The following is a 19,539-nucleotide window of genomic DNA, read 5'->3' as shown; positions in this document are numbered from 1 at the left end:
TTTCACGAGCGTGAGAGTGGGTGCGTGGAGCATCCGGTCGCACGGCCCCGGACACCCAGGGGGCTGCGCCACAACCGAAGGACGCCATCCCGTTCCGTGGAGTAGAATGGCGTTCCGCTGTGCGGATCGATTGGCAACATAGTCCGCTTCTCCACGGAGGGTCAATGGAAGCGAGCAAGCCCGCGAATTCCGTCGCCAAGGCGCTGCATGTGCTGCATGCGGTGGCCCGCGCCGACGGGCCGCACCGGCTGGGCGACATCGCGGAGCGCTCCGGCGTCCCGAAGGCGACCGCGCACCGGGTCCTGGCGACGCTCGTCGAGGAGGGATACGTGGCGGCCGACGGCGAGGGGCGCTACGGCTGCGGCGTCCAACTCCGTTCCCTGGCCGCCCAGGTCCTCGCGGACGACGCCGTGGGCATCGACGCCGTGCTGCGCGCCCTGCAGCAGCGCCTCGGACAGGCCGTCCACCTGGCGGTCCTCAGCGGCGACCACGCCACGTACACGCACAAGGTCGATCCGGGACACGCCTACCGGATCGCGACCGACGTCGGGACGCCGCTCCCCCTGCACGCGACGGCCGCGGGCAAGGCCCTGCTGGCCCATCTGCCGCCGGCCGAGGCGGCGGACGTGCTGGACCGCACCGGCCTGCCCGCCCGCACCCCGCGCACCCACACCGACCGCGCGGCGCTCGTCGAGGAACTCGCCGCGATCCGCGCCGCCGGGTACGCCGTCGACTACGAGGAGGCGGACGAGTCCATCTGCTCGCTCGCCGCGCCGGTGCTCGACGCCGACGGCACGGCGGTCGGCGCGGTGTCCGTCTCGTCCCTCACCTTCCTGGTCACCGAGGTCCAGTTGGCCGCGTTCGCGCCGGCCGTCCGGCAGGCCGCGCAGGACGTGTCACGGCGCCTGTGACCGCAACGGTTCTCGTCCGGACACACCGATGCCCGGCGGAGGACTCCGCCGGGCATCGCTCGTCGAGGCGTTCCGTCAGCCCTGGTGGGCCTCGATCAGCTTCCGGTACCAGTGGTAGCTGTCCTTCGGGGTGCGCTCCTGGGTGTCGTAGTCGACCCGGACGATGCCGAACCGCTTGGCATAGCCGAGCGCCCACTCGAAGTTGTCGAGCAGCGACCAGACGTAGTAGCCGCGCACGTCGACGCCCGCGTCCATGGCGGTGCGCAGGGCGGTGAGGTGGTCGTGCAGATACGTCACCCGGTCCGCGTCGTGGACGGCGCCGTCGGCGGAGACCTCGTCGTACTCCGCGGTGCCGTTCTCCGTGATGTGGATGGGCGGCAGGGCGTCGCCGTAGCGCTCCTTGAGGCCGGTCAGCAGCTGGGTGAACGTCTCGGGGACGACCGGCCAGTTCATGGAGTTGCGCCGCACGTCGGGCCAGGGCTGCTCCGCGTACCGGTTGTCGGTGGCGACGCGGACGGCCGGGTCGGGCTCCCGGTGCGGGGCGTCGGCCACCAGGGTGGGCCGGTAGTAGTTGACGCCGAGGAAGTCCAGCGGCTGCGCGATGAGTTCGAGGTCGCCGTCGAGCCGGAAGTCCTGGCGGGTGATCAGCTCGCCCCAGGTGTCCTCGTCCGAGTCGGGGTAGCGGCCCGCGAGGATCGGGTCGGTCCACACCAGGTTGTGCTGGGTGTCGGCGCGCAGCGCGGCCGCCCGGTCGGCGGCCGAGTCGGTGGCCGGGACGTTGAAGTCCGGGTTGAGGGTGATGCCGACCTCGCGCACGCCGGCCGCGCGCAGCTCCTTGACGGCGAGGCCGTGGCCGACGAGCAGGTGGTGGGCGGCGGCGAGGGCGGGGGTACCCTCCTGGGCGCCGGGCGCGTGGCGGCCCACCGAGTAGCCGAGGAACGCGCTGCACCAGGGCTCGTTGAGGGTGATCCAGCGCGGGACGCGGTCGGCGAGGTGCCCGGCCACGATCGCCGTGTACTCGGCGAACCGCTCGGCGGTCTCGCGCACCCGCCAGCCGCCCTTGTCCTCCAGGGCCTGCGGCAGGTCCCAGTGGTAGAGCGTGGCAGCGGGCTCGATGCCCGCTTCGAGCAGCTCGTCGACGAGCCGCGAGTAGAAGTCGAGGCCCTTCTGGTTGGCCGGCCCCTGGCCCGTGGGCTGGATGCGGGGCCAGGCTATGGAGAAGCGGTAGGACTCGACGCCGAGGTCGCGCAGCAGGGCCACGTCCTCGGGGTAGCGGTGGTAGTGGTCGCAGGCCACGTCGCCGGTGTCGCCGCCGTCCGTGCGGCCGGGCGTGTGGCTGTAGACGTCCCAGATGGACGGGCCGCGGCCGTCCTCGTTCGCCGCACCCTCGATCTGGTAGGAGGCAGTGGCCGCGCCGAACACGAAGCCTTCGGGGAAAACGGGCAAGTCACTCATGAAAAGCCTTACTTGACGGATCCGCCGGTGATTCCGGCAGCAATGTACTTCTGGGCGAGGACGAGCAGCACGGCGGCCGGGATCGCCGACAGGACGGACGCGGCCATGACCGAGCCCCAGTCGCCGACGTGGGCGCCGATGTACTGGTAGATGCCGAGGGTGACGGGCTTGACGTCGTCGGTGGTGTTGAGCGTGAGGGCGAACATGAAGTCGCTCCACGCGTACAGGAAGGAGAACAGTCCGGCCGTGATGAGGGAGTTGCGGCTCATCGGCAGCACGACCTGGACGAAGGTGCGCACCTTGCTCGCGCCGTCGACCTCGGCCGCCTCGATGACCTCCTTGGGGATGGCCACCATGAAGGAGCGCATCAGGACGATGGCGAAGGGGATGCCCAGCGAGGCGTCGGCGAGCATCAGGCCGAAGTAGGAGTTGACCAGGCCGAGATCGACGTACGCGCTGTAGAGGGCGTTGGCGATGACGATGCCCGGCACCATCTGCGTGATGAGCGTGCCGAAGACGATGGACTTGGTGCCGGGCAGCCGGAACTGGGCGAGCCCGTACGCGGCGGGCGCGGCGATCGCCAGACAGATGACCACGGCGCCGAGCGCGACGGCGAGCGAGGTCAGCAGGTGCCCGCCCTGCTCGCTGATCGCGGAGGAGAAGCCGGACAGGTCCAGCGAGTGCGGCACGGGCGAGACCTCGAGGAGTCCCGACTCGGGCTGCAGCGCCGTGTTGATCATCCAGTACAGCGGGAACAGCATCACGAGCAGGATGACGACGCCGGCGACGGTGGCGCCCCAGCGGCGCTTCGGCCCGCTGGTCGCGGAGGCGGAGGCGGTTGCCATGCCGGTCACTTCCCCTCGGAGCGGTTGGCCCGCAGGTAGAACACCGCGAAGACGGCGGAGATCAGGATCAGGACGTTGCCGACGACGGCGCCCGCGCCGAAGTCGAGCTGGACGAAGGAGTTCTGGTACGTGAGCGTGCCGAGCGTCTGCGTGGAGTCCGCGGGTCCGCCGTCGGTCAGGGCGAGGATCAGGTCGAGGATCTTCACCGTCGACATGAAGCCGAGCACGAGGACGACCGTGATGACGGGCTTGAGCAGCGGCAGCGTGATGGAGCGGAAGGTGCGCCAGGCGGAGGCGCCGTCCAGCGACGCGGCCTCGTACAGCTCCTTGGGGATCTCCTGGAGTCCGCCGTAGAGGATCACCATGTTGAACGGGATGCCGATCCAGATGTTCACCATGATCACGGAGAACAGCGCCATGCCCGGGCTGGTCAGCCACGGGGTGTGGCCGCCGAATCCGAGGGTGTCGACGAAGGAGTTCAGGACGCCCGTGTCCTGGTCGAGGATGCGGCGCCAGACGATTCCGGAGACGACCATGGGGACGAGCCAGGGCAGCAGGATCAGCGAGCGCAGGAACCCGTTGAGGGGGAACCGCTTCGTGAAGAAGACGGCGAGCGCGAGGCCGATGCCGAACTGGCCGATCAGCGAGCCGATCGTGAAGACGATGGTGTGCCACAGCGCCTTGCCGAAGAGGTCGTCGTGGAAGACCTTGCTCCAGTTGTCGGTGCCGTTGAAGGGCGACTTGCCGTCGAAGAACGTGGACGGTGAGAAGTCCTGGAAGCTCATCACGACGTTGCGGACGAGCGGGTAGCCGAAGAACAGCAGCATGAAGACGACGGCGGGGGCGATGAAGCCCCACTGGGAGAGCCTGCGGCGGCGCCGCGTGTCGCGCTTCTTCACCGGGGTGGCGGGAGCCGGCCGGGTGGCGGGGGCGGCGGAGGCCGTGGTGGTCGACATGTTCGTGAAACCCCTCAGTTCCCGCTCGTGGCGCGCGCCTGCGCCTTCTTCAGCGCGTCCGCGCTGTTCTGACCGGTGAGCGCGGACTGGAAGGCGCTCTGCAGGGCCAGCGACACGGACGACCAGCCCGCTCCGACCTTCGCGGTCCGCGAGCGGGCGGTGGCCACCTGGTCGGCGAGCGCGTCGAGTTCGGGCACTTCCTTGCGCCAGATCGCCGCGGCCTTCTCGTTGGCGGGCACCATCCAGCTGTTGCGCGCGTAGGTGATCTGCTCCTTCTCGGAGGACATGCACCCGATGATCTTCGCGGCGGTCTTCTCGCGCTCCGTGTCACCGGTCTTCGGGACGGTGAGGACGGCGCCGCCGAGCGGGCCGACGGAGTCGTCGCCCGACTCGGGCACGGGGATCTGCGCGATGCCCCAGTTCAGGGACTTCTTGGTGTTGAGGGTCTCGACCTGCCACGGACCGTTGATCATCATCGCGGCGTTGCCGGCCATGAACTGGTCGTTGACGTCGGCCTGCGTCCAGTTGACCGTGGACTTGGACAGCGAGCCGTCCTTGAGGAGGCCCTTCCAGTAGTCGAGGGCCTCGGCGACCTGCTTGCTGTCGAGGTCGGTCTCGTCGCCGCCGTTGGACCACATGAACGGGGTGAACTGGAAGACGCCGTCCTCGGCACCGCCCGCGCTCAGGGCGATGCCGTACTGCTTGCCCTGGGTGAGCTTCTTCGAGGTCTCCTTCATCTCGGCCCACGTGGTGGGGACCTCGAGACCGGCCTTCTTCAGGATGTCCTTGTTGTAGAAGAGGGCGAGGGTGTTCACCGTGCGCGCGGCGCCGTAGTACACACCCTTGTAGGAGCCGAAGTCGACGATGCCCTTCGGGATGTCCTGCGTGGACAGGCCGAGCGACTTCAGGTCGACCAGGCCTCCCGCCTCGGCGAACGTCGGCATCTCGGAGGCGTCGAACTGGATGACGTCCGGGAGCGACTTCGACGACGCCATCCGCAGCGACTTCGTCATGACCTGTGAGGCCGGGACGCTCTGCTGCTCGATGGTGATGCCCAGCTTCGCGCTGCACCGCTTCAGGGTGGCGGCGTCCCAGCCGTGGTAGGAGTCGTCGGTCGAGGAGTTGAGGACGGTGTAGACGTCGTCGTCGCGCTGGCTGCCGCAGCCCGCGAGTGCCGCGGAGGCGACGAGGACGGAGACAACGGTGAGCGGGATAACGGCCCGCCGGCGTGCTGCTGTCACGGTGCTTGCCCTTGCCTGGGGAGGGGTGGCCGGCCCGGCGGAACGCCCGTGTTCCGCCGGGGATCAGTGATCGGGAGGCGTACGGGTCCGGCCCGGCCGTACGCGGCGAGCGGGCGAGAGCCCGGGGTGCTCAGCGGGCGCCGAGCAGGTGGTCCATCGCGAGCTGGTCGAGCCGCTCGAAGGCCATCGAGCGCTGGGCCGCGGCCTCCACGTCGAACTCCTCGAACGCGCTCTTGTCGGCGAGGAGGGCGGCGAGGCCGTCGGCGGCCGTGGGCTGCGCGAGCTGGTCGAGACGGGAGTCGAGCAGCGCCTTCTGCACCTCGGGGTCGGCGCGGAAGGCCGCGGCGCGCTCCTTGAGGATCAGGTAGTTGCGCATGCAGTTCTTGGCCGACTCCCACACGCCGTCGAAGCCGTCGGTGCGCACCGGCTTGAAGTCGAAGTGGCGCGGGCCCGCGTAGTCGGAGTTCTCCAGCAGGTCGACGAGCCAGAACGCCTGGCGCACGTCACCGGCGCCGAAGCGGAAGTCCTGGTCGTACTTGATGCCGGTCTGGCCGTTGAGGTCGATGTGGAAGAGCTTGCCCGCCCACAGGGCCTGGGCGATGCCGTGCGGGAAGTTGAGGCCCGCCATCTGCTCGTGGCCGACCTCGGGGTTCACGCCGACGAGTTCGGGGCGCTCCAGGCGCTCGATGAAGGCGAGTGCGTGGCCGATGGTGGGCAGGAGGATGTCGCCGCGCGGCTCGTTGGGCTTGGGCTCGATGGCGAACTTCAGGTCGTAGCCCTGCTCGGTGACGTAGTCGCCGAGGAGGTCGAAGGCTTCCTTCATCCGGTCCAGGGCGTCACGGACGTCCTTGGCGCCACCGGACTCGGCGCCCTCGCGGCCGCCCCACGCGACGTACGTCTCGGCGCCCAGCTCGACCGCGAGGTCGATGTTGCGGATCGTCTTGCGCAGCGCGTAGCGGCGGACGTCGCGGTCGTTGGCGGTGAAGCCGCCGTCCTTGAAGACGGGGTGGGTGAAGAGGTTGGTCGTGGCCATCGGGACGGCCATGCCCGTCTCGTCGAGCGCGGCGCGGAACCGCTTGACGATCGCCTCACGCTCGGCGTCGGTGGAGCCGAAGGGGATGAGGTCGTCGTCGTGGAACGTGACGCCGTACGCGCCGAGTTCGGACAGACGCTGCACCGACTCGACCGGGTCGAGCGCGGGGCGGGTGGCGTCGCCGAACGGGTCGTTGCCCCGCCAGCCCACGGTCCACAGACCGAACGTGAACTTGTCTTCAGGGGTGGGGGTGAATCCGCCGGACATGGTGCCGTCCTTGGGTCGATCGTTTGTTTTCTGACATGACTAATACGTCATTCGGCCGCTCGGCGCCAGACCCAACGGCGAAACTCACACTTCACAGATCGGCAACCACCTGCTGTTACGTAGAATCGAAGCGCTTGCGTCACGTCACACCCCGCACCCTCTTGTTCTTTTGTTTTCTGTACGATCAAATGCGTCATACAGGCGCTTTGGGCCGAGCCCGGCTTCAAGGCACAGGCAAGATCACCAACACGTTGAGGGGTGAGGGGGCTTCATGGCCGTCGTGATCGGCGTGGACAGCTCCACGCAGTCCACCAAGGCAGCCGTCACGGACGCCGCCACCGGCCGGATCCTCGCCGTCGGCCGGGCCCCGCACGTGGTCACCGGCGAGCACGGCGCCCGCGAGACCGAGCCGGGCGTGTGGTGGTGGGCCCTGCGCGACGCGGTCGCGAACGGGCTCAAGGAAGCGGACATCGCCCCCGAGGCCGTCACCGGGATCGCCGTCGCCGGACAGCAGCACGGCCTCGTCGTGCTCGACGAGGACGGCCGGCCGATGCGCCCGGCCGCACTGTGGAACGACACCCGTTCCGCCCCGCAGGCCGCCGCGCTGACCGAGGAGTTCGGCGGCCCGGACGCCTGGCTCGCGCGCACCGGCTCCGTACCGGTCGCCTCGCTCACCGCCACGAAATGGCGCTGGCTGCGCGAGCACGAACCGGCCCGCGCCGTCGCCGCCGTCCGCCTCCCGCACGACTTCCTGACCGAGCGGCTGTGCGGACAGGCCGTCACCGACCCCGGGGACGCCTCGGGCACCGGCTGGTACTCCACCGCGACCGGTGCCTACGACCCCGAGGTGCTCGACCTCCTCGGCCTGCGGCCCGAGCTGCTGCCCACGGTCGCCGCGACCGGCGGCACCCGCGCGGGCTCGCTGACCGCGCAGGCCGCACAGGCGCTGGGCCTGCCCGAGGGGATCGCGGTGGCCGCGGGCACCGGCGACAACATGGCGGCCGCGGTCGGTCTCGGCCTCGGCGGCGCCGGCCTCCTGGACCACCCGGTCGTCAGCCTCGGCACCTCCGGCACCGTCTTCACGGCCACCCGCACCCGCCCGGCCTCCCGGGATCTCGCCGGGTTCGCCGCGACCGACGGTACGTATCTGCCGCTGGCCTGCACCCTCAACTGCACGCTCGCCGTCGACAAGGTCGCCGCCCTCCTGGGCCTGGACCGCGAGGACGCCGAGCCCGGCGGCGGCGCCGTGCTCCTGCCCTACCTCGACGGCGAACGCACCCCGGACCTGCCGCACGCCACGGGCCTGCTCACCGGCCTGCGCCACGCCACCAGCGGGCGGCAGCTGCTCGGCGCCGCCTACGAGGGCGCCGTGTTCACCGTCCTGCGCGCGCTCGACGCGCTGCTCCTGGCCTGCGGTCTCGACCCCGACGACCCCGAGGTCGCCGCGCGCCCGCTGCGGCTGATCGGCGGCGGCGCCCGCGGCCGCACCTGGGTCGAGACGGTGCGCCGGCTGTCCGGACGGCCCGTGCTGCTGCCCGAGTCCGGCGAGCTCGTCGCGCTCGGCGCCGCCGCGCTCGCCCACGCCGCCGCCACCGACCTCGACCCGGTCGCCGTCGCCACCGCCTGGGACACCGGACGGGGCACACCGCTGCCCGCGGTGCCCCGCGACCAGGTGACCTGGAACCGGCTGGCCCACGTGCTGGACGGGGCGACGCCCGCCCTGCTGACCTGAGCCGACCTGAACCACCCCCTCCCGACCGCGCACCATCGCGCACCACCCCCCGCACCCCAAGGAAGATGATGAAGTTCACCGACGGCTTCTGGCTGATGCGCGACGGGGTCCAGGCCTCGTACGCCACCGAGGTACGCGACGTCCGCGCCACCGACGACGGCTTCACCGCGTTCGCCGCGACGAAGCACGTCCAGCGGCGCGGCGACACCCTCAACGCCCCGCTCCTGACCGTCGACTGCTTCTCCCCCGCCGAGGGCGTCATCGGCGTTCGCGTCACGCATCTGGCGGGCCGCAAGCACCGCGGCCCCGACTTCGCGCTGCCCGGCGCGGACACCGGCGCCGGCCGGGTGCGCCGGGACGGCGACGTCGTCGAGCTGACCAGTGGCTCCCTCGGCGTCCGCCTGGACACGGGCGCACCCTGGACCCTGTCGTTCCGCGACCCCGAGGGCCGCGAGGTCGCCACCGTGGGCCGCAAGGGCACCGCCTTCCTCACCACGGGCGACGGCGCCCACCACATGGCCGGGCAGCTGTCCCTCGGGGTCGGCGAGCAGGTCTACGGCCTCGGCGAGCGCTTCACTCCGTTCGTGAAGAACGGCCAGGTCGTCGACATGTGGCAGGCCGACGGCGGCACCAGCAGCGAGCAGGCCTACAAGAACATCCCGTTCAGCCTGCACGTCTCCCCCGCCGGCGCGTACGGCGTCTTCGTCGACCACCCGGGGAAGGTCAGCTACGAGATCGGCTCGGAGTCGGTCGGGCAGATGCAGTTCAGCGTCGAGGACCAGACGCTGACCTACTACGTCGTCGCGGGTCCCGAGCCCAAGGACGTCCTGCGCCGCTACACCGCGCTGACCGGCCGCCCGGCGCTCCCGCCGGCCTGGTCGTTCGGCCTCTGGCTGACCACCTCGTTCACCACGCAGTACGACGAGGCGACGGTGACGAAGTTCGTCGACGGCATGGCCGAGCGCGACATCCCGCTGTCCGTCTTCCACTTCGACTGCTTCTGGATGCGCGAGTACCAGTGGTCGGACTTCGCCTGGGACCCGGACGTCTTCCCGGACCCGGTCGGCATGCTGGCCCGGCTCAAGGAGCGGGGCCTGAGGATCTCCGTGTGGATCAACCCGTACATCGCCCAGAAGTCCGCCCTGTTCGACGAGGCGGCGGAGCTGGGGTACCTGGTGCGGACCGCCGAGGGCGACATCTGGCAGTGGGACCTGTGGCAGGCCGGCATGGGACTCGTGGACTTCACGAACCCCGACGCGTGCGCCTGGTTCCAGGCGAAGCTGAAGGTGCTCCTGGACCAGGGCGTGGACTGCTTCAAGACGGACTTCGGCGAGCGCATCCCCACGGACGTCGTCTGGCACGACGGCTCCGACCCCGAGCGCATGCACAACTACTACACGCACCTGTACAACAAGGTCGTCTTCGACCTCCTGGAGAAGGAGCGCGGCAGCGGCGAGGCCGTGCTGTTCGCCCGGTCGGCGGCGGCCGGCGGGCAGCAGTTCCCGGTGCACTGGGGCGGTGACTGCTGGTCGTCGTTCGGCGCCATGGCCGAGTCCCTGCGCGGCGGTCTCTCGCTGTCGCTGTCCGGCTTCGGGTTCTGGTCGCACGACATCGGCGGCTTCGAGGGCACCCCGGACCCGGCGGTGTTCAAGCGCTGGCTGCAGTTCGGTCTGCTCTCCTCGCACAGCCGGCTGCACGGTTCGTCCTCGTACCGCGTGCCGTGGGAGTTCGGCGACGAGGCGGTCGAGGTCGCCCGGCAGTTCACCAAGCTCAAGCACCGCCTGATGCCGTACCTGTACGGAGCGGCCGTGGAGGCCCACCGCACGGGCGTCCCGCTGATGCGCCCGATGCTGCTCGACTTCCCCGGCGACCCGACCGCCCGCGCCCTCGACCGGCAGTACATGCTCGGCCCGGACCTGCTCGTCGCGCCGGTCTTCTCGGCCGACGGCGACGTGGAGTACTACCTTCCCGAGGGCACCTGGACCCATCTGCTGACCGGTGAGCAGGTGCAGGGTCCGGCCTGGCGCAGCGAGCGGCACGGCTTCGACAGCCTGCCGGTGTACGTCCGGCCCGGTGCGGTGCTGCCACTCGGCGCCGACACGAGCCGCCCCGACGGCGACTGGCTCGAGGACCTGTCCCTGCTCGTCGCGCCGGCCGGCGGGGAGAACGGCACGGTGACCGTGTCGGTCCCCGACCACCAGGGCCGGGACGCGGCGTCGTACGAGGTCGTGCGGGACGCGGCGGGCGCGGTGAGTGTGACCGCGCCGCAGGGCCGGGCGGTGCCGGTGGTGGTGCGTTCCGCCCAGTAGCCGACGCGGAGCGTCTCTAAATACACGAGCGCCGCCCGGAAGCACATGCGTGCTCCGGGCGGCGCTCGTGTGTTCGGGGGCGCTCAGGGGCCGTCGTCGGGGCGCGGGGGCTCCAGGTGGGAGAGCCACGACGTCAGCAGGGTTTCCAGGGAGCCCGCTTCGGCGGTGGTCAGGAGATCCACGAGGCGCCGTTCGTTGTGCATGTGCTCCGCGAACGCCCGGTCGATGAGGTCCCGTCCCGGTCCCGTGAGGGCGACGATCCGGCCGCGCTGATCGTCGCCGGAGCGCCGCCGGGTGACCAGTCCGGCCTTCTCCAGGCGATCGATCCGCTTCGTCATGGCGCCGGTGGTGACCATGGTGTGGGCGGCCAGTTCGCCGGGCGCCCGCTCGTACGGCTCGCCCGCCCGCCGCAGCGCGCACAGGACGTCGAACTCTCCCTCGCTCAGTCCGTACCGGCCGTACACGAGGCGCAGTTCCTCGCCGAGCCGGTCCGCGAGGCGGTGCAGGCGGCCGATCACTCCTTGCGGCGTGACGTCGAGCTCGGGGCGCTCGCGCCGCCACTCGTCCTGGATGCGGGCCACGCGGTCCTTCGGCTGCTGCTCGTCCATGCCTCCCATATTAGCTTCCCGGGAAGCTATATTGTCTTCCATGGAAGCTAATGCCCGTTGGGTGGCGCTCACCGCTGTCGCTCCGGTGGCCTGGGGGGCCAACTACTTCGTGACCCGCGCGTACCTGCCGGCGGACAGCCCGCTGTACGGCGCCGCGCTGCGGGCCCTGCCCGCGGGCATCGCCCTGCTCGCGCTGCGCAGACGGCGGCCCCGTGGCGTGTGGTGGTGGCGCTCGGCCGTCCTCGGCGTGGTCAACGTGAGCGTGTTCTTCGCCCTCGTCTACGCCGCGTCGCAGCTGCTGCCGTCGAGCGTCGCCTCGACCGTCATGGCCGCCTCTCCCCTGACGATGATGTTCCTCGCCTGGCCGCTGCTGGCCGAGCGGCCGCGGGCCGCGCATCTGGGCGGCGCCGTGATCGGGCTGGGCGGGGTGTGCCTGATGCTGCTCACCGGGGCGGTGGCGGCGAGCGTCGCGGGCATGCTCGCCTCGGCCGCGGCGGTGCTCGTGTCCTCCTTCGGGCATCTGCTGACGAAGCGCTGGAGCGCGGGCACGGACATGATCGCCACGACCGCCTGGCAGCTCGTCGCGGGCGGCCTGTTCCTGCTGCCGTTCGCCGCCGTCGCCGAGGGCGCGCCGCCCGCGCTCTCCCCCTCCGCGCTGCTCGCCTTCGCCTTCGTGTCCCTGGTGGCCACGGCGCTGGCGTTCACCGCCTGGTTCACCGGCCTGCGCCATCTGCCCGCGGGCACCGTCGGACTGATCGGGCTGCTCAATCCCGTCACGGGCGTGCTCTGCGGAGTCCTGATCGCCGGGGAGGAGCTGACGGGCCGACAACTGTGCGGTCTCGCCCTGGTCCTGACGGGCGTGATCCTCGGCCGGCCCGCGCGCACACGCACCCGCGCGGCCCCCGGCCCACCGCTCCCGGACACCGGCGCGCGCGGGCCGGAACCGGATCAGGTCAGTTCGTCCGCGAGCAGGTCCATCAGCAGCCCGTCGTCCCAGACGCCCGTGCGGTGGTTGAGCCAGTAGGCGCGCATGACGCCGACGGGCTTGAACCCGACCTTGCCGTAGCAGCGGATCGCGGCGGCGTTGGCCGCGGCGGGGTCGATGGTCAGCCGGTGATGCCCCTTCTCCTCCACGAGCCACCGGGCCAGCGTGCGCACCGTGTCGGCACCGAGCCCCTCGCCGTGGTGCTTCGCCGTCAGGAAGATGTCGATCCCGGCCCGGCGGAACTCCGGGTCGTTCTCCTCCGCGTACTGGACGAGGCCGATGACCTCACCCCCGTACACCACCGCCAGCGCGCCCTCGTAGTCGTCCGGGGGCGACCACCAGACGGCGACCTCCGGCTCCCGTACGACCCTGTCCAGGATCTCCGTGTCGCCCCCGGCCACCGGGCGCAGCACGACCTTGTCCCCATGCAGCTCCATGCGCCCATTCTCCCCCGGCGTCCCTGATCAACCGGAGCCCGCCGCACGGGAGATGAGCCGAGCGGACACCCCCCGGTGCCTCTGCGTCATCCTGTGGCCAGTGCCATAATCACGGAGACCTCAACGGCCTCACCGGGAACGTCATGGTTTCCGGTGAACCGGTCCGCGACCCGATCCACGCTGGAGCCAGGCATGACGGCACATTCCTCCCCGAGCCGTATCGACACGAGCAGACCTCATCCGGCGCGCGTCTACGACTGGCTGCTGGGCGGGAAGGACAACTATCCCGTCGACCAGGACGTGGCGCAGAAGCTGCCGCCGCAGGCGCGGGAGAACGCCATGCGGAACCGGGCCTTCATGCACCGCGCCGCCGCCTGGCTGGCCGGGACCGGCGTCGACCAGTACCTCGACATCGGCACGGGCATCCCGACCAAGCCCAATCTGCACCAGATCGTGCAGGGCATCGTGCCCTCGGCCCGCGTCGCCTACGTCGACAACGACCCGATCGTGCTGCGGCACGCCGAGGCGCTGCTGGTGAGCAGCCCGGAGGGGGCGACCGACTACATCGAGGCGGATGTCCGCCGCCCCGAGGCGATCCTCGACCACGCGCGGACGTTCCTGGACTTCAGCCGCCCCATCGCACTGTCGATGATCGCGCTGATGCACTTCATCACCGACGAGGAGGATCCCTACAGCCTCGCGCGGACCCTCGTCGACGCGCTGCCGTCGGGCAGTTACCTCGTGCTCTCCCACGGGACGACCGACGAGCACCCGCATCTCGTCAAGTCGGTGCAGTCCACGTACAAGAAGGGCGAGATCCCGCTGCGGATGCGGACGAAGGCCGAGGTGGAGCCCTTCTTCGCGGGCCTCGACCTGGTGGACCCCGGTCTGGTCACGGCCACGTACTGGTACAAGGACACGCCCGCGCCCACCCCGGAGCTGAGCGGCTTCTACGTCGGCGTGGCCCGCGTCTCCTGACCACCCGCACGGCGCCCCGGCGGCCGGGGCGCCGTGTCCGCCGCTGCCGTCGTCCCGGCCTGTGCCAGCATGGGCGGCTCCCCACCCCCGGGACCGGCAGAAAGAGGCTGCGATGGACGAGCGTGAACTGACCCACCTGCGTCGCTGTGTGGAACTGGCGACCGAGGCCCTGGACGCGGGTGACGAGCCCTTCGGTTCGGTTCTGGTGGACGGCGCCGGAACGGTCCGGGCCGAGGACCGCAACCGCATCGCCGACGGCGACTCCACCCGGCACCCGGAGTTCGAGCTGGCCCGCTGGGCCGCCGGGAACATGACCCCGCGGGAGCGGCGGGACGCCACCGTCTACACCTCGGGCGAACACTGCCCGATGTGTTCGGCCGCGCACGCCTGGGTCGGTCTCGGCCGGATCGTGTACGTCGCCTCCTCGGCCCAGTTGACGCAGTGGCTGACCGAGTGGGGACGGCCCCAGCCGCCCGTCAATCCGCTGTCCGTGCGGGAGATCGCCCCGTCCGTGAAGGTCGAGGGACCGGTCGACGCGCTGGTGCCCGCCGTGAAGGCCCTGCACCGCCGCCTCGCCGACCGGGCCTGACCCCGGCACTCCGCGGGCGGTTCAGCCGAGGCCGAGTTCCCGCTCCCCCAGGGGCGCGAAGTAGTGCTCCACCTGGGCGGGCGTGACCTCGGCGAGGGTCGCGGGGCGCCAGCGCGGGTCACGGTCCTTGTCGATGATCTGGGCCCGAATCCCCTCCGGCAGGTCGTCCGTGTCCAGCGCCGCGCACGACGCCCGGAACTCCTGGTCGAGGGCCGCCTCCAGGGAGTCGAGGCGGGCCGCGCGGCGCAGGGACTCCAGCGTCGCCTTGACCGCCGAGGGCGACTTGGCCAGCAGGGTCTCGGCGGCTTCCTTGGCGGCGGGCTCCCCGCAGGCGAAGAGCCGGTCGACGATCTCCTCGACCGTGTCGGCGGCGTAACAGGCGTCGATCCACGGCCGCTCGCCGGCGAGCGCGCCCTCGGGGGCCGGCCGCGCGTGGCGCGCGACGGCGTCCTGCGCCGGTTCACGGGCCAGGTCGGCCAGGAGGTCCGGCAGCGCGGCCGACGGGACGAAGTGGTCCGCGAGGCCGCACAGCAGCGCGTCGGCGCCGTCGGCCGACAGGCCCGTCAGAGCGAGGTGGGTGCCCAGCTGACCGGGCGCGCGGGACAGCAGGAACGTGCCGCCGACGTCGGGGACCAGGCCGATGGAGACCTCGGGCATCGCGACCCGCGACCGTTCGGTGACCACGCGGACGGCGCCGTGCGCGGACAGGCCGACGCCGCCGCCCATGACGATGCCGTCCATCAGGGCGACGTACGGCTTCGGGTAGTGCGCGATACGGGAGTCGAGGCGGTACTCGGCGCGCAGGAACGCCTCGGACGCGGTGTGGTCGCCGCTGCGCGCATCGGTGTGGAAGAGACGGATGTCTGCGCCCGCGCACAGCCCGCGCTCCCCCGCCCCGTCGAGGACGACGGTCCGGACGGCGGGGTCGTGCTCCCAGGCGTCGAGCGCTGCGGCGACGCCGTGGATCATGGCGGGGGTCAGGGCGTTCAGCGCCCGCGGCCGGTTGAGGGTGATGCGGGCGGCGTGTCCGTCGACGGCGGTGAGCACGGGGGCGGCGTCGGGGGTCAACACGAGTCCTTCCGGTGAAGATCACGGCTGGCTGGCCCATCTCTATCACCCGCCCGCGTCGAAGGTCTCCAGCAGGATGTCGACGACCTCGTCCACCTCGGCCTCGGCCAGGTCGTCGAAGGCCCCGGAGTGCCGGGCCAGCAGCACCCCGGAGACCGCCGCGACCAGGACGTCCGCGCGCAGCCCCGGGCGGTCGCGGCCCTCCCGGGTGAACCGGTCCCGCAGCGGCTCCACCAGGCGGTCGTGCAGCGCCGCCCGGGTGGCCTCCTGTGCGGCGGCGTCCTTCAACGGTTCGACGGCGACCCGCAGCAGCGGCACCGGTCCGCGGCGCTGCGCGCGCCGTGCCACCTCGCGCAGCCGGGGTTCGGTGAGCAGGTCGTCCGGGCGGTCGTCGCCGTGCTCGGCCCGCAGCACCTCCACGTACAGCAGCGGTTTGCTGCCGAAGTAGCGGGCGATCAGGGACGGGTCGACGCCGGCCCGTTCGCCGATCTCGCGGATGGTGGTCCGGTCGTAGCCCCGCTCGGAGAAGAGGGTGGTGGCCGCCGTCAGCAGGGCCTCGCGGCTGCGTGCCGCATTGCGGCGCTGGCCCGTCTCCGGCGTGCTCACGGGCGGCCCTGTGCGGACGGTGCCGGGTCGGCGGCCGCGGCGGGTGCCGCCTGGACCACCGCGACGACGGACGGGCGCGGACGGGAGCCGCCGCGGGTGAGGGCCACGGCGATGATGCCGGTGATCGCGAAGGCGGCGCAGCCGACGAGGCCCGCGGTGCGGTAGCCGTCGTTGCCGGGGAGGCTCGCGCCGGGGGCGGTGGCGGCCTGGAGGATGACCGCGCTGAGTGCGCTGCCGGTCGAGTATCCGATGTACTTCACGACCTGATTGAAACTCATGGCGCTGCCCGTTTCCCGCGCGGGTACTCCGGCGACGATCAGGCCGGGGGTGACCGCGAAGGTGACGCCGACGCCGAGTCCGGCGAGCGCCATCATCGTGCCGATGCCCCACAGGCTGGAGCGGGCGAGCAGGAAGCAGACGAGGGAGCCGAGGGAGAGCAGGCAGCCCAGCGGCAGCATGCGGCCGGGGGTGGCCGCGCTGCCCAGCATCCGGACGAGCCGGCCGGTCAGGAGGCTCGCGGCGGAGAACGGCACGAGGAGCAGCCCGGTGACGACGATGGACGCGGAGAAGCCGTACCCCGCCGAGGTCGGGGTCTGGACGTAGCGGGTGACCAGGGCGATGAGGAGGTAGGTGCCGACGCCGCCGACCATCGTGGTCAGGTTGGCGACGAGGACGCCGCGGTCCTTGACGAGGCGGACCCGCACCAGGGGGTGGGTGCTGCGCAGCGAGTGGGCGACCCAGGCGGCCAGCAGGACGACGGCCGCGCCGGCCAGTCCGAGCAGCCGCGCCGAGGTCCAGCCCCAGCGTTCCCCTTCGGCGAGCGTCAGCAGCAGGGCCGCCATGCCGCCGGTGAGAAGCAGCGCGCCGGGGACGTCCATCGGGACGCTGGGGCGGTGCGGGGCGCGGGGCACGACGATCAGCGCGGCGGTGAGGGCCGCGGCGGCGGTGCCGGCCGCGAACCAGAAGCCCGCGTACATGCCCAGGTACTCGGCGAACATGCCGGTGATCGGGTAGCCGAGCCCGATGCCCGCGGCGGTGGTCAGGGAGAGTGTCGCCACCGCGGAGCGGGCCCGGGTGTCGGGCAGCGCGTCCCGGGCCGTGGCGATGGCGAGCGGGACGAGGCCCATGCCCACGCCCTGGAGGGCCCGGCCCACCAGGAGGCAGGCGAATCCGGCGGGGAGGGCGGCCAGGACGCTGCCGACGAGGACGAAGCCGAGCCCGCCGATGATGACCCGCTTGCGGTGCGGGCCGTCGCCGAGGCGTCCCATCACCGGCGTCGCCACGGCGCCGACGAGCATCGTCACCGTGAGCGCCCACTGCGCGGTGGCGACGGACACGTGGTCCTCGGCGGCGATGGTCGGGATGAGCGGGGCGCCGAGGCTGCTGACGACGGCGACGAGCATGCCGAGCGAGACGAGGACGGGCACCAGGGCCCGCGGGTGGCGGAGCGCGGACGCCGCCGCGTCGGGGGTGGTGGACACGGACGCCGGTATGGAGGGCTGCAAGGAGGGCTTCCCATTCTTGTCATCAAGCGATGTCATTGCATGATGACATGCGGCGAGGGCGCCCTCGCCGCTCACGCCGTGATACCCGCCTCACCTTCCCGGGCCGCACCCCCGGCTACCCGGCGTCGTAGACGTCCTTGACCTTGACCTCGGAGACCCCGCGCCCCTCGGGGAAGACCTTGCGCCAGTCGCCGATGACGTGGAGTTCGTCGGTGCCCATGGCGCGGACGACGGTCAGGCCCTCGTCGTGGGCCTTGAGGGCCTTCATCCACAGATTGGCGAAGGCCTGCGAGCGGATCAGGTGCATCCAGTCCGGCCGGTACATCTCCCGGTTGTAGTTCGATTCACCCATCGTGGAGACGAACTTGGAGTACATCGCCTTCACGTACTCCAGCGTCACCTCGTCGTCCTCGGCGATCGCCGTGTCCCGGGCGTCCTTCAGGGCGACACGGAACTTCTCGAGCAGGCCCTCCGTGGCGCCGGAGGTGTACGACTCGTGGATCTCCGGCGGGTCGCACAGCCCGTACTTCGGCCCGGACAGCCGCTGCAGGAGGCGCAGGGTCGGCTCGGTGACCCACAGCGGGCCCGGCTCGTCACGCTGCCCGATCGGGTTCGGCAGCACGTCCTCGTGGTCCCAGTGCGCGGGCGTGATCAGGTGGACGCCGGCCCGTCGCCGGTCGTGGCCGACACCGCCCGCGGAGTGCTCCAACTGTCCGAGCGGCAGGTGGGTCTTCAGGGCGGACAGATACGCGCCGTTGATGTCGAGAGCGGTCACCTCGTGCTCGCCCGAAGGCAGTTCGGCCCGCGCCCACTTCGGGCGGGCCTCCCACACCTGGTCGGCGCCGCGCGAGGTCTGCTTCTTCAGGACGTCCGGCATCCAGGGATGCGCGATCACGTCGTACCGGCCGCCCTTGCGGGTGGCGTCCAGCAGGGCCATCGCGTCCGGGATCGCCTTCTTCACCAGCGCCGCCGTCGCCGCCGCCACGTCGCCGCCGTGGTCCGCGAGCGCCGCGCGGACGGCCGCGCCGATCAGACCGACCGGTTCGTCGGCGGACCGGTGGGCGCGCCGGGCGGGCGGTCTGCCGCCCTTGGCCGTCGCGGGGTGCGGGCGGCGGTCGGGGCGTGCCGGTGCTTCGGGCCCGGCCTCCGGCTCGGGGGCGGGCGCGCTCGCGGGGGCCGGGGCGGGGCTCCCGCAGTCGGCGGGGTCGAGGTGCTGGGGGAAACCGGCGACGCGCAGAGCGGCCGGCTCGCCGCACAGCACGCACGGTTCCGGTGTCGCCAGCGTCTCGACGTCGTCGTCCGCGCCGCTCGGGTCGTCCGCGGGAGGCGCTTCCTCGACGTCCGGGGCCGGTTCGTCGGGCTCGGGATCCGACGGCTCGCCGGCCTCGGCGAACTTGGCGGCCAGCCCCTCCAGCAGATAGCCGTACCGCGTGCGGGTCTCCCCCGCCGGGTCGCGGCCCGCCTCCCAGGCGGCCACCGTCGACGCGCTCACGCCGAGCGCACGGGCCACCTGCACCTTCGACAGGCGTGCCTGTTCGCGCAGTTCACGCCGTACGTGCGGCTCGGGGAGCTCCGTCTCGGGGGTGACGGACGCGAGGAGGGAGTCGATCGCGTCGAAGTCGCTCATGCGCCGTCCGCCTTCCCGCCGGCCCGCTTGGCCCGGCGCCGCTCGGCCAGCGCAGGGGTGACGATCTCCTTCACCCGCTGCTCGCCCCAGCCGGTGATCTCCGCCGCGCGCCCGATCCGCCCGTGGACCGGCCGGCCCGTGACCGGGTCCCTGGCCAGGAAGTCGCGCAGCGCCGCGACGACACGCTCCTCCGTGACTCTCAACGCCTCGACGGCCCGGAAGAGTTCATGCTCCGCATCCGTATTCGACACCACTTGATCATGGCATTTTCCGTGACGTCGTTCAAATTCTTGACCGTGTCGGATTTCAGGACGCGCGGACGGGTGAATCCCGCTTCGTCGTGGGAGGAGTCGCAGGGCGGGAGACTCACGCCGTACGTCCGTCGGA

General features: G+C 71.7%; 18 protein-coding genes. 6 read left to right on the top strand and 12 right to left on the bottom strand.

What is annotated here, in order from left to right; genetic code table 11:
- The first annotated feature begins 164 nt into the window (after positions 1–164).
- On the top strand, positions 165–911 hold the full coding sequence (locus ABZ930_RS01115) for an IclR family transcriptional regulator (RefSeq protein ID WP_361539411.1): 747 nt from the start codon (positions 165–167) through the stop codon (positions 909–911).
- 75 nt (positions 912–986) lie between these two features.
- Here the strand turns inward: ABZ930_RS01115 and ABZ930_RS01110 are convergent, their stop codons facing one another.
- The 5 genes from ABZ930_RS01110 to xylA all read right to left on the bottom strand — a co-directional run bounded on the left by ABZ930_RS01110 (position 987) and on the right by xylA (position 6,708).
- Positions 987–2,366 carry a GH1 family beta-glucosidase gene (locus ABZ930_RS01110; RefSeq protein WP_361539408.1) on the bottom strand — a complete coding sequence of 460 codons (1,380 nt, stop codon included), beginning with the start codon at positions 2,364–2,366 and terminating at the stop codon, positions 987–989.
- Positions 2,367–2,374: 8 nt separating this feature from the next.
- Positions 2,375–3,211 (bottom strand): carbohydrate ABC transporter permease, encoded by an 837-nt coding sequence (locus ABZ930_RS01105; protein WP_361539405.1) that lies wholly within the window; start codon positions 3,209–3,211, stop codon positions 2,375–2,377.
- A 5-nt stretch (positions 3,212–3,216) separates the two neighbouring features.
- On the bottom strand, positions 3,217–4,167 hold the full coding sequence (locus ABZ930_RS01100) for a sugar ABC transporter permease (protein WP_361539402.1): 951 nt from the start codon (positions 4,165–4,167) through the stop codon (positions 3,217–3,219).
- A gap of 14 nt (positions 4,168–4,181) precedes the next feature.
- The gene (locus ABZ930_RS01095; RefSeq protein ID WP_361539399.1) at positions 4,182–5,408 is read right to left on the bottom strand and encodes a sugar ABC transporter substrate-binding protein; all 1,227 of its coding nucleotides are present in this window, start codon (positions 5,406–5,408) and stop codon (positions 4,182–4,184) included.
- 130 nt (positions 5,409–5,538) lie between these two features.
- Entirely contained in the window at positions 5,539–6,708 is a 1,170-nt protein-coding gene (gene xylA / locus ABZ930_RS01090) for a xylose isomerase (protein WP_361539396.1), read from the bottom strand.
- A 271-nt stretch (positions 6,709–6,979) separates the two neighbouring features.
- Here xylA and xylB point away from each other — a divergent pair, with 271 nt between their 5' ends.
- Positions 6,980–8,440: a xylulokinase gene (gene xylB / locus ABZ930_RS01085; protein ID WP_361539393.1), complete on the top strand. Its 1,461-nt coding sequence runs from the start codon at positions 6,980–6,982 to the stop codon at positions 8,438–8,440.
- Positions 8,441–8,508: 68 nt separating this feature from the next.
- Entirely contained in the window at positions 8,509–10,749 is a 2,241-nt protein-coding gene (yicI, locus tag ABZ930_RS01080; RefSeq protein ID WP_361539390.1) for an alpha-xylosidase, read from the top strand.
- 83 nt (positions 10,750–10,832) lie between these two features.
- Here yicI and ABZ930_RS01075 read toward each other — a convergent pair whose 3' ends face one another.
- The gene (locus ABZ930_RS01075; RefSeq protein WP_361539388.1) at positions 10,833–11,357 is read right to left on the bottom strand and encodes a MarR family transcriptional regulator; all 525 of its coding nucleotides are present in this window, start codon (positions 11,355–11,357) and stop codon (positions 10,833–10,835) included.
- Between the two features lie 40 nt (positions 11,358–11,397).
- Here ABZ930_RS01075 and ABZ930_RS01070 point away from each other — a divergent pair, with 40 nt between their 5' ends.
- Entirely contained in the window at positions 11,398–12,381 is a 984-nt protein-coding gene (locus ABZ930_RS01070; RefSeq protein ID WP_361539385.1) for an EamA family transporter, read from the top strand.
- Here the strand turns inward: ABZ930_RS01070 and aac(6') are convergent.
- Positions 12,306–12,779, bottom strand: a complete 474-nt coding sequence (aac(6'), locus tag ABZ930_RS01065) for an aminoglycoside 6'-N-acetyltransferase (RefSeq protein WP_361539382.1) — start codon at positions 12,777–12,779, stop codon at positions 12,306–12,308. The genes ABZ930_RS01070 and aac(6') overlap by 76 nt on opposite strands.
- Positions 12,780–12,971: 192 nt before the next feature.
- Between aac(6') and ABZ930_RS01060 the strand changes: the two genes are divergently transcribed.
- Both ABZ930_RS01060 and ABZ930_RS01055 read left to right on the top strand, forming a co-directional pair.
- Complete coding sequence (locus tag ABZ930_RS01060; RefSeq protein ID WP_361539379.1) at positions 12,972–13,757, top strand: SAM-dependent methyltransferase; 786 nt, start codon at positions 12,972–12,974, stop codon at positions 13,755–13,757.
- 112 nt (positions 13,758–13,869) lie between these two features.
- Positions 13,870–14,346, top strand: a complete 477-nt coding sequence (locus ABZ930_RS01055; protein ID WP_361539376.1) for a nucleoside deaminase — start codon at positions 13,870–13,872, stop codon at positions 14,344–14,346.
- A gap of 21 nt (positions 14,347–14,367) precedes the next feature.
- On the opposite strand, the gene ABZ930_RS01050 is transcribed toward ABZ930_RS01055, so the two are convergent.
- The 5 genes from ABZ930_RS01050 to ABZ930_RS01030 form a co-directional block, all read right to left on the bottom strand.
- A complete protein-coding gene (locus ABZ930_RS01050; protein ID WP_361539641.1) occupies positions 14,368–15,414 on the bottom strand; it encodes an enoyl-CoA hydratase/isomerase family protein in 1,047 nt (348 codons plus the stop codon).
- A 45-nt stretch (positions 15,415–15,459) separates the two neighbouring features.
- The gene (locus ABZ930_RS01045; protein ID WP_361539373.1) at positions 15,460–16,020 is read right to left on the bottom strand and encodes a TetR family transcriptional regulator; all 561 of its coding nucleotides are present in this window, start codon (positions 16,018–16,020) and stop codon (positions 15,460–15,462) included.
- Complete coding sequence (locus tag ABZ930_RS01040) at positions 16,017–17,501, bottom strand: MFS transporter (RefSeq protein WP_361539370.1); 1,485 nt, start codon at positions 17,499–17,501, stop codon at positions 16,017–16,019. Before ABZ930_RS01040 ends, ABZ930_RS01045 begins: the two co-directional genes overlap by 4 nt.
- 139 nt (positions 17,502–17,640) lie before the next feature.
- Positions 17,641–19,152: a helix-turn-helix transcriptional regulator gene (locus ABZ930_RS01035; protein WP_361539367.1), complete on the bottom strand. Its 1,512-nt coding sequence runs from the start codon at positions 19,150–19,152 to the stop codon at positions 17,641–17,643.
- Complete coding sequence (locus ABZ930_RS01030) at positions 19,149–19,403, bottom strand: hypothetical protein (protein WP_361539364.1); 255 nt, start codon at positions 19,401–19,403, stop codon at positions 19,149–19,151. The genes ABZ930_RS01035 and ABZ930_RS01030 overlap by 4 nt, the downstream gene beginning before the upstream one ends.
- Positions 19,404–19,539 lie beyond the last annotated feature (136 nt).

It is taken from the genome of Streptomyces sp. NPDC046716 (assembly GCF_040645755.1).
GTDB lineage: Bacteria > Actinomycetota > Actinomycetes > Streptomycetales > Streptomycetaceae > Streptomyces.
Note: the sequence above shows the minus strand (reverse complement) of the source record. Positions and strands in the feature narration are given on the sequence as shown.